The organism is Bradyrhizobium sp. LB8.2 (assembly GCF_040548035.1).
GTDB lineage: Bacteria > Pseudomonadota > Alphaproteobacteria > Rhizobiales > Xanthobacteraceae > Bradyrhizobium.
This window is the reverse complement of record NZ_JBEPQV010000027.1, coordinates 60886-74249: the sequence shown is the minus strand read 5'-3', so window position 1 is coordinate 74249 and position 13364 is coordinate 60886. Positions and strand designations below refer to the sequence as shown.

Here is a 13364-nt window from a genome sequence, read left to right as displayed (position 1 = left end):
CCCGTCCGGCGCGCTCGAAGTCTTGCGAGCCGGCTTAGCGTCTGATTGAGCATTCCCGGTGACATGACACTTCAATGACAGAGCGCCATTCTATAGCCGGTACCGTCCGCAAGGAATAGTCACGTTACGCCGCGGTGGTGTGGCCGTCGACACGATGTACGCGCAAAAATCGGGCAACGCCTGTCACAATCCGGGGTAACGATGCGAATTAAATTGCTGCACTGCGCGTGCGCGTCAGCGTGCCAGACTGTTCTTGTAGATCCTGCCGCCCTTCATGATCAGCACAAAATTCTTCGCGGGATCTTCGACGAGATTGATGTTGTCGAGCGGATTGCCGTCGACCAGCAAGAGATCGGCAAGCGCGCCCTCCTCCACCACGCCGAGCTTACCTGGGTAAGGATTGCGCAGGCCTGACAGGTTCAGCAGCTCCGCATTGGTCGACGTCGCCATCGCCAGCGCTTCGGCCGGTGTGTACCAGCGCGTCAGCGCGGCCAACATCGAGCCCTGCCTGTCCGCCAAGGCCTTCGAGAACAGCACGTCAGTGCCGAACGCGGTCTTGATGCCGTACTTCTTCACCAGCGCGTAGACGCGATCGGTGCCGGCAACCACCTGCCGCATCTTGTCCTGCTCCGCAGGCCCCAGCGCAGCGGCGCCGGAAATATCCAGGAATGGCTGCGTGCTGAGCCAAATCCCCTTCTCCGCGATCAGCTTCGCGCTCGCCTCGTCCATGAGGTGACCGTGCTCGATGCATCTCACGCCGGCTGCGATCGAGCGCTGGATCGCGACCGGCGTGTAGGCGTGGGTGGCGACATAGGTGCCCCAATTGTCGGCGGCCTCGACGGCGGCGCGCAGCTCGGGCTCGGTGAAGGTGGAGACATCGAGCGGGCTGAAGGGCGACGCGACGCCGCCGCCTGCCGTGAGCTTGACCTGCGAAGCACCCTGCATGAGCTGCTCGCGCGCGCGCACGCGCACCTCGTCTGGACTGTCGGCGACCATGCTGCCGCCGATCCGCTCCATGCGGCTGAGCATGCCGCCGATGGTGCGCGGCAGATCGGAGAGCTGGCGGAAATCACCATGACCGCTGGTGATGGTGATGATGGCGCCCGAGGGATAGATGCGGGGACCGGCGACAAGATCCTCGTCGATGGCCTGCTTGAGGCCGAAGCTCGGCCCGCCCATGTCGCGCACGGTGGTGAAGCCGCGCATCAGCGTCGCGGTCGCCTCGCTGGCCGCAAGCAGGTTGTTGTAGCCGATATCGCCTGCGAGCGCGGCCATCGGCGTCGGGCGCACCAGCATCGTGTGCCAATGCGCATCGATCAGCCCCGGCATCAGCACGCGGCCGCCGCCGTCGATCACCTGACCGGTGGCTGCGATGTCGGCAGTCGATATCTTCTCGATCTTCCTGTCCCTGACCAGAACATTGGACGCAACCGAGAGCGTCCCGTTCTTTCCGTCGAAAATCCTGACGTTACGGAACAGGACGGCAGCGTCCTGCTGGGCCGCCGCAGGCGACGCATTGCAGAGAAGCACTGCAAGCAGCATCGCGAGCCCGACCCGCACTTTCAATCCCGGCATGATCTCCCGCTCCAGAACCCAACCGCTCGATGGTAGTTGATGCCTCGTGCCCCGTGGAGTCAATTTGCAACCATAGAGAGATTCTGCAATTCAGCCATCCGACTGCGGCAAAGGTGCACCGCGAACTTTACTGGGGAATATCAGGAAACTGAGTAAGCGCGGCTGTCTCACATACATCGAACTCAAATCAAATGCAGACGCTGCAAAAGTCCACGATCAACGCCAGATTGCAATTTGCGCATTCGAGAGTACGATCGTGCCGGCCTGCTCGACTGGGGAGAGAAGTAACAGGGGCCGCGAGCGCAGGCGCGAAATGACGAGGCGCAACATGGTGGCACAAACAACTGACGGACACGTCATGCTGGTCAAGAAACTCGGCGGACTCCTCGCAATCATCATCGGATGTCTGCTGACGGGAATCGGCGTGACCTTCGAATACGGCGGCACGACGTTCGCCGGCGTTCTCTTCCTGATCTTCGGCGCGATCCTGCTCGTGCTGAAGATCATGAAGCGCAACGAAGGGTCTTCGCTGCCGTAGCCAAACGATGCGGTTCGTTAGGCGCCCAGCACGTCCGCGAGCCGCAACTCGTCCGCGGCGGGATCTTTCAGAAACAGCTCGGCCTCGATCTCGTTCAGATGCGACAACATCTGCGCGCGGGCGACCGCTCTGTCGCGTTTGCGGATCGCGGCGACGATGCCGGCGTGATGATCAGTGCCGCAGGCCGGCGTGTCGTGGCGGCGATAGAGCAGGATGATCAGCGAGGAGCGCGCGATCAGCTCCTTGAGGAAACCGAGATAGATGCTGTGACCGCTCATCTCGGCGACGAGGCGATGAAAGTCGCCGGAGAGCCGGACCGAGGCGCGCGCGTCGCCGCGCGATTCCGCCTCGTGTTCCTCGGCAAGATGCCGCTGGAGACGATCGATCCAGGCCGGTGACACCGCGTCAACGGCGTGATCGACGATCGTCGGCTCGATCAGGCGGCGCGCCTCGAACACTTCGCGGGCATCCGCAGGCGTCGGGCGTGCGATGAAGGCGCCGCGGTTCTTCTCGATGTTGACGATGCCCTCATGCGCGAGCTGCTGGAGCGCGGTGCGAACCAGCGTGCGGCTTGAGCCGTAGATCTCGCCGATCTCGTCCTCGCCGAGTTTCGTGCCCGGCAGCAGACGATGCTCGAGGATCGCCGCGGTCACGCCTTCCCGGATGCGGCTGACGCGATCGTTCGCATCTGGCGCGTCGGATTTCGGTCGGGACTTGGCGGCCATGGGTGTGAGGACTCGATCGGCAACGTTCGGCCTCGAATGGTAGTCGACGAGCTGTATCCAATCACAGGCGAAACTTTATACAATCCGCGCCTGTTTTGTGTGCACGCAGCGGCGAAGGCAGCGAGCCGCCGAGACGCACGAGATTCGATCTAACGATCTGACTCCGCTGCACTGTTTTGCAATTCGGCCAGCCCAGGACGATTCAAGCGCGCTTGGCACGGACCTTGCGGAGAGAGGCGAAGCATCGCCCTCTCCCCGGACACGCCATGGCCACTCCCGCCGCTCTCGAACTGGTCGCCGTCACCAAGCGTTACGACACGACGCTGGCGGTCGACACCGTCAATCTGAAGATCCCTGCAGGGACCTATTGCTGCCTGCTCGGCCCCTCCGGCTGCGGCAAGACTTCGACCTTGCGCATGATCGCGGGCCACGAGGCGGTCAGCGAAGGCGACATCATCCTTGGCCCGCAAAACGTCACCGACCTCGAGCCCGCCAAGCGCGGTACGGCGATGATGTTCCAGTCCTACGCGCTGTTTCCGCACCTGACCGTGCTCGACAATGTTGCGTTTGCCCTGAAAATGCGCGGCGTCGACCGCGCGATCAGGCACAAGCGCGCCGGCGAACTGCTCGAGCTGGTCGCAATGAGCCCCTATGCCGGCCGACTGCCGGCCCAGCTCTCCGGCGGCCAGCAGCAGCGCGTGGCGCTCGCCCGCGCGCTGATCACCGAGCCGCAGATCCTCTTGCTCGACGAGCCGCTCTCCGCGCTCGATCCGTTCCTGCGGGTCAGGATGCGCGGCGAGCTGAAGCGGCTGCAGCGCGAGCTCGGCATCAGTTTCATCCAGGTCACCCACGGCCAGGAAGAGGCAATGGCGCTTGCCGACCACATCGTGGTGATGAACCAGGGCAAGATCGAGCAGCAGGGCTCGGCCCGCGACATCTTCCATCACCCCAGCACCGAATTCGTGGCGCGCTTCATCGGTGGCCACAACGTCCTCAGCGACGCCGGCAAACTCATTGCCGTGCGCGCCGATCAACTCGGCATCACGCCGTTTGTTGAGGGTGCGTTCGGCGCACCGGCGCTGCTGACCCAGACCGAGTACCAGGGCTCCTATGTCGCCGTCTCGCTTACGCTCGACGACGGCACTGCCTTGTTCGCCCACGTTCCCGAGACCGTGTTCGACGCCCGCCCTTTCCGTCCGGGCGATCGCGTGCTGGTCACCTGGGATCCCGCCAAGGCGCAGCGCCTGCAATAGCGTTCATCGATCGAAAATGCGCAACAGAGGAGTGACTGGTATGACCGAGACGACCAAAAAGACCGGCGTCAGCCGCCGCACGCTATTGAAGAGCACCGCTGGTCTCGCCGGCCTTGCCGCCGGCTCCGGCGCAATCACCGGCTTCCCCTACGTGATGTCGGCCGAGCCGAAGGTGCTGCGCTATCTCGGCACCGCCGTGAACGAGGGCGACGACATCTCCAAGCAGTGCCTGAAGGACACCGGCATCAAGATCGAATACATCACCGCGACCACCGACGACGTCACCAAGCGCGTGATGACCCAGCCGAACTCCTTCGACGTGCTGGACACCGAATATTTCTCGCTGAAGAAGATCGTGCCGTCGGGCAACATCCTTGCCCTCGATTCCAGGAAGATCAAGGAATTCGACAACATCACGCCCGTCTTCACCAAGGGCCAGACGCCCGGCGGCAAGAAGATCGGCGGCCAGGGCACCGCGCCCTGGAAGGTGCTGTATCTCGAAGGCAAGGACTCCAAGAAGTTCGCGACGTCGGCGACCGAATTCGTCACGCTGATTCCGACCGTCTACAACGCCGACACGCTCGGCGTCCGTCCCGACTTGATCAAGCGACCGATCAGCTCGTGGGCCGAGCTGCTCAATCCCGAGTTCAAGGGCAAGGCCTCGATCCTCAACATCCCCTCGATCGGCATAATGGATGCCGCGATGGTCGTGGAAGCCTCCGGCAAATACAAATATGCCGACAAGGGCAACATGACCAAGGAAGAGATCGATCTCACCATGAAGGTGATGATCGAAGCGAAGAAGGCCGGCCAGTTCCGCGCGTTCTGGAAGGACTTCAACGAGAGCGTCAACCTGATGGCGTCGGGCGAGACCGTGATCCAGTCGATGTGGTCGCCGGCGGTGACGAAGGTGCGCTCGATGGGGATCGCCTGCACCTTCCAGCCGCTTAAGGAAGGCTATCGTTCCTGGGCTTCCGGCTTCTGCGTCTCCAAGGGCGTGTCGGGCGCCAAGCTCGAATGGGCCTACGAGTTCGTCAACTGGTTCCTGTCCGGCTATGCCGGCGCCTATCTCAACCGCCAGGGCTATTACTCCGCCGTGCTCTCCACCGCGAAAGCGCACATGGAGGCCTACGAGTGGGCCTACTGGATGGAAGGCAAGGCAGCCGAGAAGGACATCAAGGCACCCGACGGCTCGCTGCTCGAAAAGGCCGGCGCCGTGCGCGACGGCGGCTCCTACGAGGACCGCATGGGCGGCGTCGCCTGCTGGAACGCGGTGATGGACGAGAACGACTACATGGTCCGCAAGTGGAACGAGTTCATCGCGGCGTAATCTGATGGACACATCGGAGGACATCCTGCAACAGGCATCCCCGGACCTTGTCCGGGGGTCGGGCACAGCGCGCGCCGCGAAAGCGGCGCGCCTGTCGCCATCCTTCGTCTCCTGGCTCCAGGCCGGGCCGATGATGTTGGTGTTTCTCGCCTTCTTCTTGATCCCGCTGGTCTTCGTCGTCATCGTCTCCTTCTGGGACTACAACGAATACCAGTTGCTGCCGGCCTTCTCCGGCCGCGGCTACACCGACACGTTCGAGGGCTGCATCGCGCAGCTCCCCGATCTCTGCACCATCGCCAAGACCTATTTGAAAACGCTGAAGCTGTGCTTCCTGGTCTGGGCGATCACGCTGTTCATCGGCTTCTGGGTCGCCTACTTCCTGGCCTTCCACGTCAAGTCCAGGACCTGGCAGATGGGATTGTCGCTGCTCTGCACGATCCCGTTCTGGACCTCCAACGTAATCCGCATGATCGCCTGGATCCCGCTGCTCGGGCGCAACGGCCTGGTCAATTCCGGTCTGGTCAAGACCGGTGCGATCAATCAGCCGCTCGAATGGCTGCTGTTCTCCGAATTCTCCGTGGTGCTGGCGCTGGTCCACCTCTTCACCTTCTTCATGGTGGTGCCGATCTTCAATTCGATGGTGCGCATCGACAAGTCGCTGATCGAGGCCGCCTATGACGCCGGCGCCACCGGCTTCCAGACGCTCGTCAACGTCATCATCCCGCTGGCCAAACCCGGCATCGTGATCGGCTCGATCTTCGTCATCACCATCGTGATGGGCGACTTCATCACCATCGGCGTGATGGGCGGCCAGCAGATCGCGGCGGCCGGCAAGATCATCGAGACGCGGGTGAACGCGCTGCAATTCCCGGCAGCGGCCGCAAACGCCGTGATCCTGCTCGTCATCACCTTCCTGATCATCACCATGATGTCGCGCATCGTCGACATCCAGAAGGAGCTATAGGCGATGAAGGAGGGACGCCCGCGCAGCTTCTACGTGCTCGCGATCTTCTTCGCGGCCTACACGCTGTTCCTCTACGGCCCGATGATCGCGATCTACGTCCTGTCGTTCCAGGGGCCGCAGGGCGGCCTCACCTTCCCGATGAACGGCGTCTCGACCTTCTGGATCGCAAAACTGTTCCAGGGAACCGGCATCGTCGATCTCGGCGCGGCCTTTCGCCGATCGCTGCTGCTTGGCATCATCGTGATGATCGTTACCGTCGTGCTGTCGGTTGCTGCCGGCATGGCGTTCCGCAGGAAGTTCAAGGCGCAAAGCATCTTGTTCTATTCGGCGATCGCGAGCCTCATCGTTCCCTCGATCATCACCTCACTCGGCATCTCGTTTGAATTCCGCATCATCGACGATCTGATCAAGGCGCATTGGAACGAGAACTTCGAAACCTCGATGGGCCTGCTGACCTCGGGCCTTGGCGCACATCTGACCTGGACGCTGCCATTCGGCCTGCTCATCATGTTCGCGATCTTCAACCGCTTTGATCCCCGGCTCGAAGAAGCCGCACGCGACCTCGGTGCGACGCCGTGGCAGGCCTTCCGTCATGTCGTGCTGCCGATCATCCTGCCGTCGGTGATCGGCATCGGTCTGTTCGGATTCACGCTGTCCTGGGACGAGCTGGCGCGCTCGAGTCAGGCGATCGGCGCGGTGAATACATTGCCGCTCGATCTCCAGGGCCTTACCACGACGGTGACGAACCCGGATATCTATGCGCTCGGCACCATCATCTCCGCGGTGTCGTTTGCGGTGATCACGGTTGCGCTCGGCACCATCCACATGCTCAACAAGCGGCAGGCGGCGAAGGGCTCGGACGCCGGCAAGGGACTTGTCTGATGCGGCTTCACGTCGTCAATCCCAACACTACGGCGTCGATGACGACGAAGATCGCCGCTGCCGCGCGCGCGATCGCCCTGCCCGACACATTGATCGATGCGCGCCAGCCGGCGATGGGCCCGGTCTCGATCGAGGGATTTTACGACGAGGCCTTTGCGGTGCCCGGCATGCTCGGCTGCATCCGCGACGCCGATCGCGACGGCGCGGACGCCCACATCATCGCCTGCTTCGACGACACCGGCCTCGACGCCGCGCGTGCGATCGCGACGGCACCGGTGATCGGCATTGGCGAAGCGGGCTTCCACATGGCGAGCCTGATCGCCGCGCGCTTCGCCGTGGTGACGACGCTCGGTGTCTCCATCGTGCCGATCGAGCATAATCTTAAGAGGTACGGTCTCATCGAGCGCTGTGCCCGCGTCCGCGCTGCCGAGGTGCCGGTGCTCGCGCTTGAGGAGCGCAATACTGATGCGCTCGCAAAAATCTCCGCGGAGATCACAGCCGCGATCCGCGACGACCGCGCGGAGGCCATCGTGCTCGGTTGCGCCGGCATGGCCGATCTCGCTGCAGAACTCGCTGCCACGCACGGCCTGCCCGTGATCGACGGCGTCGCCGCCGCAGTGACCTTGGCGGAATCACTGGTGCGCCTGGCGCTGAAGACCTCCCGGCTCGGGCCCTATGCGGCGCCGCGATCGAAGACCTATGCCGGGCCGCTTTCTCTGTTTCAGCCCTGATCCCTACACTGATGAGACCTTCAGAGGTCTCAAGGCCTGTGTTTGCTGGCTTTTTTTGCTCTTAGCCTCTTTTTGGTCCCATTCCTTGCCGAAACGTAACGTTTTCGGGACACCCCGGTGATCTCAGGGTTGCCGGTTTCGCCACTCACCAAGTTTCAATTTGGGTTTGTCAGCGATGATCGATCTCGCAGAGGACGCACCGTCCAACCCCCTTCTTCGTCTCGGTGCCCAGCCCATCGCGCTGACCGCCGCCGCCCTCTTCCTGCTGATCGCCGGCATGACCTCGATCGCGATCTGGCGCGCCTATACCGGCTCAGCTCCTGAGACCGACCGGGTGGTGGCGTCGCGGCAGCTTCAGGCCCGCACCGCACAGGCCTCCGAGCAGCTGTTCGAGAAGACCAAGGGACTGGAGGCGACCCAGCAGGAATCGATCGACCAGCTCCAGGTCGTGCAGGACCAGCTCCAGACGGTGAAGCGGTTGCTCGCATTCCAGCAGGCCGACACCAAGCGCCTGTCCGAGCAGGTCGCAACGCTGAACGAGTCGATCGACGGCCTGCGGCAGTCCTTTGCCAGCGTCCGGACGACCGAGGTGGAGACCCCCTCGGTTACCCGCAGGAAACCGGTGCGGCAGCGCGTCCACGCCAGCGCGCGCAAGCGCTCGCGCGGCTGAGCTGCTCGCGACGCAGCTTTAAATTTTTTGACTTGTGAACTGGATCACATTCGCCAGTATGAATCTGAGCGATGCTAGCCGTTACCGGATGGCGTGAGCCGATTTCAATGTCCGGGGCTGGCAAGGTCGTTGACGGTATACTGCGTCGACGACCTTGTTTTTTGATGGGTACAGCGCCTATTCGCAGACATCCACACGGCGGATACGCCAGCCTGACGGCGTCATGACGCGCTTGCGCACGACGTAGCAGCCGCCATAGCCACCATCGTCGTAGCCGGTACCATAGTAATACGGATTGCCGTAATAGGGTTGGCCGTAGCCGTAATAGCCGCCGTAGTAGCCGGCTCCGGCGATACCCGCCCCGATCGCGATTCCCGGCCAGAAGCCGCCGCCACGCCAGCCGCCGCCATGACCCCAGCCACCGCCATGGCCCCAACCGCCGCCGTGGCCCCAGCCGCCGCCACCGTGACCGAAACCGCCGCGCGCCTGGGCCGCCTCTGGGGCCGACAGCCCGACTATCGCGACGGCCAGCGCCGCCATCATCATCTTGCGTAACATCACTCGATCCTCCGCGTGGACACGCTCCACGCCTCAAAGCAGGACCAAGCTAGCGTCCCTTGGGCATTCCGGACAGCTATACTGCCTCACTTCCGCGCGAGCATCAGCAGCCGCGGCAGATGCTCTTGAGCTTCTTGTCGAGCAGCCGGTTCTCGGTGTTGACGGTGGCATCAGCCTCACCTGCGCCTGTGCCGGTGCCGGTGGTGACGCCGGGCGAACCACCAGATGATTGCGCCGTACCCAGGCTGTTGGTGCCGGGTGGCGAGGCGGGAGAGTTTGAGACACCACCACTACCCGTGCCGGTCGATCCAGCGGAGCCGGTTGCGCCGCCGGTCGCTTGCGCGAACGATACGGCCGGCATCGCCGCAAGGACAAAGATCACGAGGACGGTCTTGAGGAGGACTGTGGACAATCTGGCCATCGGAAACTCTCCTTCGCCGGTCAACGGCCGCAGCCAAGGCCGGTTCCGGAACAAAGGCCGTTGCATCAACTTGAAAGCGGCAAGGCAGGCACGATCATGCCCAAGCCAAACGCGTTCGACGCGGCAAAACAGACAGGCGAAATCACGATGACGGATCGCGATCCTCTTGCAGAGGGCGAACGTGCCGCGCGCGAGAACATTCCGGCAGAAGCCAATCCGTACCAGGACGGCAGCAACGAGCATGCGTTGTGGGCCGCCGGGCACGAGAAGGTCGCCGGAGCGATCGAAGCGAGCGAGTCCGAGGGAAGCTGACGCGCGGGTGTTTCTACGGTACGAAACCAAATGCCGGCCGCGCACGGCCTGCGTGCATCTCAGCCGATCCGTTTCAGGCCCTTGGCGAACCGAGGACCGTTTGCGGCATAGAATCTGGCTGCGCTCCCCATCTTCTGGACCTGGCTGTCGTCGAGCGTGCGGATCACGCGCGCCGGCGAGCCGATGATCAGGGACCGTTCGGGGAATTCCTTGCCCTCGGTGATGACGGACCCGGCGCCAACGATGCTGTTGCGGCCGATCCTGGCGCCGTTCATCACGATCGAGCCCATGCCGATGAGCGCGCCCTCCTCGATGGTGCAGCCGTGCAGGATGACATTGTGGCCGACCGTGCAGTTGCTGCCGATGACGAGGGGAAAGCCGAGATCGGTGTGGCAGGTCGAGCCGTCCTGTACGTTGGCACCCTCGCCGATCTCGATCCACTCATTGTCGCCGCGCAGCACGGCACCGAACCAGACGCTCGCACCCGGCTTCAGCCGCACGCGGCCGATCACGGTGGCGGTCTCCGCGATGTAGTAATTGCCGTCGGCGGGAAGGTCGGGCGCCTGCCCGTCGAGCTCGTAGATCGCCATGAGGGTCTCCTGTCACGCAAAGACTGGCATAGCGAAACGGAGGCCTCGACGCAAAGGGCCGCCGCGCCGGCAGCTCTTAAAGCGCGCGCATCAGACCAGAACGCCGGCTGCGCGCAGCGTCATCAGGAAGAAGGTGCCGCTCATCATGCTCCAGAAGCCGGCGATGACGGTCGCCATCATCACGAACTCGACTCGGCGGCTTTCCACCTGCATGCCGCGCAGGGTGTTGCGCATGATGATGAAGGGCGCCGCGAACACCAGGAACGGAACCGCCGCGAAGGTCTTCGGCGCCACGCCGTCCTGCAGCAGGCCGAAGCCGGCAGGCCGCTGTGCGACCGCCTGGTATCCGCTCACGAGCGCGCCCGCGAGCGCAAAACCGATGAAGATGGAGAAGAAAGTATTGAGAGCTTCAGGTGTCATCGGAACGGTCCGCCCTTACGCAACGCCGGAGTCTTCCTGTGACAAATAGGGCTGGTTAACGCTACATTATCCTTAAGGGAAGGTTAACGCCGCCGGCCATCCCGCGCAGGCCCCTCTCCCTTTCCCGCAGCCGGCGAACGCTCCGCGAAATCGCCGCCGCGTGGCATATTCGCGGCTGATTCGTCGGCCATCGGCCGACTTCGGACTCATTCGCGCGGCTCATGACGGTGTTTTCGGCAACCTCCCCTCAGTCTCCCCGGACGCGCACCCGGGCACACGTCGTCCCGATCGTGCTCGGCGGCGCGGCCGCGGTGTGCGCGGTCGCGCTCGTCGCCTATTTGCTGTGGCCGACCTGGGGCCCGAGCGGCGCGAACGCCCCGGACAAGCTGCCGGTGAGCGTCGGTGGCACGCTGTTCAACCTGCCGATGACAGCGATCCGCATGAAGATCCAGCGCCACTCCGGGCCGCAGGAGCGGATCGATCTCGACTTCCTGTACCCTTCGCTGGAACCGCCGGGCGCGCCGAAGCACGTCACCGCCGATAGCGTGGATGCGGCAATGCAGCCGATCGACCGCATCTTCCTGTCGATCGCCGCGCATCGCGATGCGCTCTCGCCCGAGCAGCGCACCGCCACGATATATCCGCGCTATCTCGACCAGGCTGCGGCGATGCCCGCGGACGGGCTGACGATGCGGATGTTCCGCGCCGATACGCCTTACGGCAGCGAGGATTTCTATTCTGCTGCAAGTCCTGCGCTGACCGCGCGCTGTACGCGCGATGCAGCGACGCCCGGCATGTGCCTCTCCGAACGCCGCGTCGGCGGCGCCGACCTCACCTTCCGCTTTCCGCGGAGTTGGCTCTCGCAATGGCGCGATGCGGCGGAAGCGATGGACCGGCTCACCGCGCAGTTGCGCGGGCCGCGGCTCTAACACTCGTGGTGACGATTATTCCTGATCGACGAGATCGTCCTCGAGGATCGCCATCTGGAATTGGAACGAGCGATCGTCGTCCTCGTCGTCGACGAAGAGCACGCCGATGAATTCCTCGCCGATATAAACCTCGGCGGAATCATCCTTCTTCGGCCGCGGCACGACGCGGATCTTGGAATTGCCGAATACGCGCTTCAAGTACGCGTCGAGCTTCCTAACTTCCTTGACGTCCACGGTAAGTCTCCAATCGAAATCTGGGTTGGCGGGGTTTTAGGACGAGACGAGACCAACCGCCAGCATGAATTGCCAAAGAATTTGGGGACCAAAGGGCCGGAAAATCCGACCCTTCTGACAAGCTCAAAGTCCCGTCTCAGAGTCCCATCTCAGAGTCCCATGGCGTTGATCATCTGATCCATGGTGCGCGACGGCTCGGCGCAGCCGGCTTCGCCGACGACCTTGGCGGGCACGCCCGCGACCGTGACGTTGTGCGGCACGGGCTTGACCACGACCGAGCCGGCCGCGATGCGCGCGCAATGGCCGATCTCGATGTTGCCGAGGATTTTTGCGCCGGCGCCGATCAGGACGCCGTGACGGATTTTCGGATGGCGGTCCTCGTTCTCCTTGCCGGTGCCGCCGAGCGTGACGCCGTGCAGGATCGAGACGTCGTCCTCGATCACGGCAGTCTCACCGCAGACGAAGCCGGTGGCGTGGTCGAGGAAGATGCCGCGGCCGATGCGCGCGGCAGGATTGATGTCGGTCTGGAACACCGCAGACGCGCGGCTCTGGAGATAATAGGCAAAATCCTTGCGGCCCTTCAGCCAGAGCCAGTGCGCGAGGCGATGGGTCTGGATGGCGTGAAAGCCCTTGAAGTAGAGCAAGGGATCGATGAAGCGCGAGGTCGCGGGGTCGCGGTCGTAGACGGCGACGAGGTCGGCGCGGAAGGCGTTGCCGAGATCGGGATCGTCGCGCAGCGCCTCGTCATAGGTCTGGCGCACGAGATCGCCCGACAGCGCGGAGTGATCGAGCCGGTCGGCGACACGATGGATCACCGCATCTTCCAGGCGGCTGTGATGCAGCACCGTCGAATAGATGAAGGTCGCAAGCTCCGGCTCGCGGTGGACGATGTCCTCAGCTTCGCCGCGGATCCGATCCCAGATCGGATCAAGCGTTGCGAGCTTCCCTCCCGGATTGACCTGATGCACTGCCATGGGATCTGTTCTTTCGAATTGGCTAGTTTTGCTGGCTCTATAACACAGTCTAGGCGACAAAGTCCCGACGGGCTTGCCTGAGAGTGAACAGTGCGTTGTCCCGCGAAAGTATGCCAACGCGTTGAATCACAACTACTTATTCTGACGCCCCAAGCGGCAAGGTCGGCTCAAAATGGTCAGGGTTTCGCCAAATTCAAGCCGGGCGGCGTCAAACTATTGGTGAATTCCGCCTCAACGGTGATTGCGGGCATGGTCCGC

At 63.3% G+C, this 13364-nt stretch carries 17 protein-coding genes; 9 read left to right on the top strand and 8 right to left on the bottom strand.

All coding sequences use genetic code 11. From position 1 onward, the window contains the following. Nucleotides 1-234: 234 nt before the first annotated feature. Nucleotides 235-1575 (bottom strand): metal-dependent hydrolase family protein, encoded by a 1341-nt coding sequence (locus ABIB06_RS27895; RefSeq protein WP_354046445.1) that lies wholly within the window; start codon nt 1573-1575, stop codon nt 235-237. Nucleotides 1576-1903: 328 nt separating this feature from the next. On the opposite strand from ABIB06_RS27895, the gene ABIB06_RS27890 reads away from it, so the two are divergent. Beyond that, a complete protein-coding gene (locus tag ABIB06_RS27890) occupies nt 1904-2113 on the top strand; it encodes a hypothetical protein (protein ID WP_354046443.1) in 210 nt (69 codons plus the stop codon). Nucleotides 2114-2130: 17 nt separating this feature from the next. On the opposite strand, the gene ABIB06_RS27885 is transcribed toward ABIB06_RS27890, so the two are convergent. Further along, entirely contained in the window at nt 2131-2838 is a 708-nt protein-coding gene (locus ABIB06_RS27885) for a GntR family transcriptional regulator (RefSeq protein WP_354046441.1), read from the bottom strand. A 266-nt stretch (nt 2839-3104) separates the two neighbouring features. Between ABIB06_RS27885 and ABIB06_RS27880 the strand changes: the two genes are divergently transcribed. The 6 genes from ABIB06_RS27880 to ABIB06_RS27855 all read left to right on the top strand — a co-directional run bounded on the left by ABIB06_RS27880 (nt 3105) and on the right by ABIB06_RS27855 (nt 8668). After that, the gene (locus ABIB06_RS27880; protein WP_354069485.1) at nt 3105-4091 is read left to right on the top strand and encodes an ABC transporter ATP-binding protein; all 987 of its coding nucleotides are present in this window, start codon (nt 3105-3107) and stop codon (nt 4089-4091) included. A gap of 40 nt (nt 4092-4131) precedes the next feature. Beyond that, nucleotides 4132-5421, top strand: a complete 1290-nt coding sequence (locus ABIB06_RS27875; RefSeq protein WP_354046439.1) for an ABC transporter substrate-binding protein — start codon at nt 4132-4134, stop codon at nt 5419-5421. Nucleotides 5422-5425: 4 nt separating this feature from the next. After that, nucleotides 5426-6385 (top strand): ABC transporter permease, encoded by a 960-nt coding sequence (locus tag ABIB06_RS27870; protein ID WP_354046437.1) that lies wholly within the window; start codon nt 5426-5428, stop codon nt 6383-6385. A 3-nt stretch (nt 6386-6388) separates the two neighbouring features. Beyond that, nucleotides 6389-7267: an ABC transporter permease gene (locus tag ABIB06_RS27865; protein WP_354046435.1), complete on the top strand. Its 879-nt coding sequence runs from the start codon at nt 6389-6391 to the stop codon at nt 7265-7267. Then, nucleotides 7267-7998: an aspartate/glutamate racemase family protein gene (locus ABIB06_RS27860; RefSeq protein WP_354046433.1), complete on the top strand. Its 732-nt coding sequence runs from the start codon at nt 7267-7269 to the stop codon at nt 7996-7998. Before ABIB06_RS27865 ends, ABIB06_RS27860 begins: the two co-directional genes overlap by 1 nt. A gap of 175 nt (nt 7999-8173) precedes the next feature. Then, nucleotides 8174-8668 carry a hypothetical protein gene (locus ABIB06_RS27855; protein ID WP_247446457.1) on the top strand — a complete coding sequence of 165 codons (495 nt, stop codon included), beginning with the start codon at nt 8174-8176 and terminating at the stop codon, nt 8666-8668. A gap of 177 nt (nt 8669-8845) precedes the next feature. Here the strand turns inward: ABIB06_RS27855 and ABIB06_RS27850 are convergent, their stop codons facing one another. Together ABIB06_RS27850 and ABIB06_RS27845 are read right to left on the bottom strand one after the other, a co-directional pair. Beyond that, complete coding sequence (locus tag ABIB06_RS27850) at nt 8846-9226, bottom strand: hypothetical protein (protein WP_247338817.1); 381 nt, start codon at nt 9224-9226, stop codon at nt 8846-8848. 103 nt (nt 9227-9329) lie between these two features. Next, on the bottom strand, nt 9330-9647 hold the full coding sequence (locus tag ABIB06_RS27845; protein ID WP_247338819.1) for a hypothetical protein: 318 nt from the start codon (nt 9645-9647) through the stop codon (nt 9330-9332). 96 nt (nt 9648-9743) lie between these two features. Between ABIB06_RS27845 and ABIB06_RS27840 the strand changes: the two genes are divergently transcribed. Then, a complete protein-coding gene (locus ABIB06_RS27840) occupies nt 9744-9959 on the top strand; it encodes a hypothetical protein (protein ID WP_354046571.1) in 216 nt (71 codons plus the stop codon). Nucleotides 9960-10018: 59 nt separating this feature from the next. Here ABIB06_RS27840 and ABIB06_RS27835 read toward each other — a convergent pair whose 3' ends face one another. Together ABIB06_RS27835 and ABIB06_RS27830 are read right to left on the bottom strand one after the other, a co-directional pair. Continuing rightward, entirely contained in the window at nt 10019-10549 is a 531-nt protein-coding gene (locus ABIB06_RS27835) for a gamma carbonic anhydrase family protein (RefSeq protein ID WP_247446455.1), read from the bottom strand. A gap of 90 nt (nt 10550-10639) precedes the next feature. Beyond that, nucleotides 10640-10969, bottom strand: a complete 330-nt coding sequence (locus ABIB06_RS27830) for a DUF6949 family protein (protein WP_247338823.1) — start codon at nt 10967-10969, stop codon at nt 10640-10642. 221 nt (nt 10970-11190) lie between these two features. On the opposite strand from ABIB06_RS27830, the gene ABIB06_RS27825 reads away from it, so the two are divergent. Then, a complete protein-coding gene (locus tag ABIB06_RS27825) occupies nt 11191-11898 on the top strand; it encodes a hypothetical protein (protein ID WP_354046429.1) in 708 nt (235 codons plus the stop codon). 15 nt (nt 11899-11913) lie between these two features. Here ABIB06_RS27825 and ABIB06_RS27820 read toward each other — a convergent pair whose 3' ends face one another. Together ABIB06_RS27820 and cysE are read right to left on the bottom strand one after the other, a co-directional pair. After that, the gene (locus tag ABIB06_RS27820) at nt 11914-12132 is read right to left on the bottom strand and encodes a DUF3126 family protein (RefSeq protein WP_027567779.1); all 219 of its coding nucleotides are present in this window, start codon (nt 12130-12132) and stop codon (nt 11914-11916) included. Between the two features lie 149 nt (nt 12133-12281). Beyond that, nucleotides 12282-13106 carry a serine O-acetyltransferase gene (gene cysE, locus ABIB06_RS27815; RefSeq protein WP_247338828.1) on the bottom strand — a complete coding sequence of 275 codons (825 nt, stop codon included), beginning with the start codon at nt 13104-13106 and terminating at the stop codon, nt 12282-12284. Nucleotides 13107-13364: the final 258 nt, after the last annotated feature.

What these genes read in the sequence shown, in the direction of transcription:
- ABIB06_RS27895 (WP_354046445.1), bottom strand. Translation starts at nt 1,575, where the DNA reads ATGCCGGGATTGAAAGTGCGGGTCGGGCTCGCGATGCTGCTTGCAGTG.
- ABIB06_RS27890 (WP_354046443.1), top strand. Translation starts at nt 1,904, where the DNA reads ATGGTGGCACAAACAACTGACGGACACGTCATGCTGGTCAAGAAACTC.
- ABIB06_RS27885 (WP_354046441.1), bottom strand. Translation starts at nt 2,838, where the DNA reads ATGGCCGCCAAGTCCCGACCGAAATCCGACGCGCCAGATGCGAACGAT.
- ABIB06_RS27880 (WP_354069485.1), top strand. Translation starts at nt 3,105, where the DNA reads ATGGCCACTCCCGCCGCTCTCGAACTGGTCGCCGTCACCAAGCGTTAC.
- ABIB06_RS27875 (WP_354046439.1), top strand. Translation starts at nt 4,132, where the DNA reads ATGACCGAGACGACCAAAAAGACCGGCGTCAGCCGCCGCACGCTATTG.
- ABIB06_RS27870 (WP_354046437.1), top strand. Translation starts at nt 5,426, where the DNA reads ATGGACACATCGGAGGACATCCTGCAACAGGCATCCCCGGACCTTGTC.
- ABIB06_RS27865 (WP_354046435.1), top strand. Translation starts at nt 6,389, where the DNA reads ATGAAGGAGGGACGCCCGCGCAGCTTCTACGTGCTCGCGATCTTCTTC.
- ABIB06_RS27860 (WP_354046433.1), top strand. Translation starts at nt 7,267, where the DNA reads ATGCGGCTTCACGTCGTCAATCCCAACACTACGGCGTCGATGACGACG.
- ABIB06_RS27855 (WP_247446457.1), top strand. Translation starts at nt 8,174, where the DNA reads ATGATCGATCTCGCAGAGGACGCACCGTCCAACCCCCTTCTTCGTCTC.
- ABIB06_RS27850 (WP_247338817.1), bottom strand. Translation starts at nt 9,226, where the DNA reads ATGTTACGCAAGATGATGATGGCGGCGCTGGCCGTCGCGATAGTCGGG.
- ABIB06_RS27845 (WP_247338819.1), bottom strand. Translation starts at nt 9,647, where the DNA reads ATGGCCAGATTGTCCACAGTCCTCCTCAAGACCGTCCTCGTGATCTTT.
- ABIB06_RS27840 (WP_354046571.1), top strand. Translation starts at nt 9,744, where the DNA reads ATGCCCAAGCCAAACGCGTTCGACGCGGCAAAACAGACAGGCGAAATC.
- ABIB06_RS27835 (WP_247446455.1), bottom strand. Translation starts at nt 10,549, where the DNA reads ATGGCGATCTACGAGCTCGACGGGCAGGCGCCCGACCTTCCCGCCGAC.
- ABIB06_RS27830 (WP_247338823.1), bottom strand. Translation starts at nt 10,969, where the DNA reads ATGACACCTGAAGCTCTCAATACTTTCTTCTCCATCTTCATCGGTTTT.
- ABIB06_RS27825 (WP_354046429.1), top strand. Translation starts at nt 11,191, where the DNA reads ATGACGGTGTTTTCGGCAACCTCCCCTCAGTCTCCCCGGACGCGCACC.
- cysE (WP_247338828.1), bottom strand. Translation starts at nt 13,106, where the DNA reads ATGGCAGTGCATCAGGTCAATCCGGGAGGGAAGCTCGCAACGCTTGAT.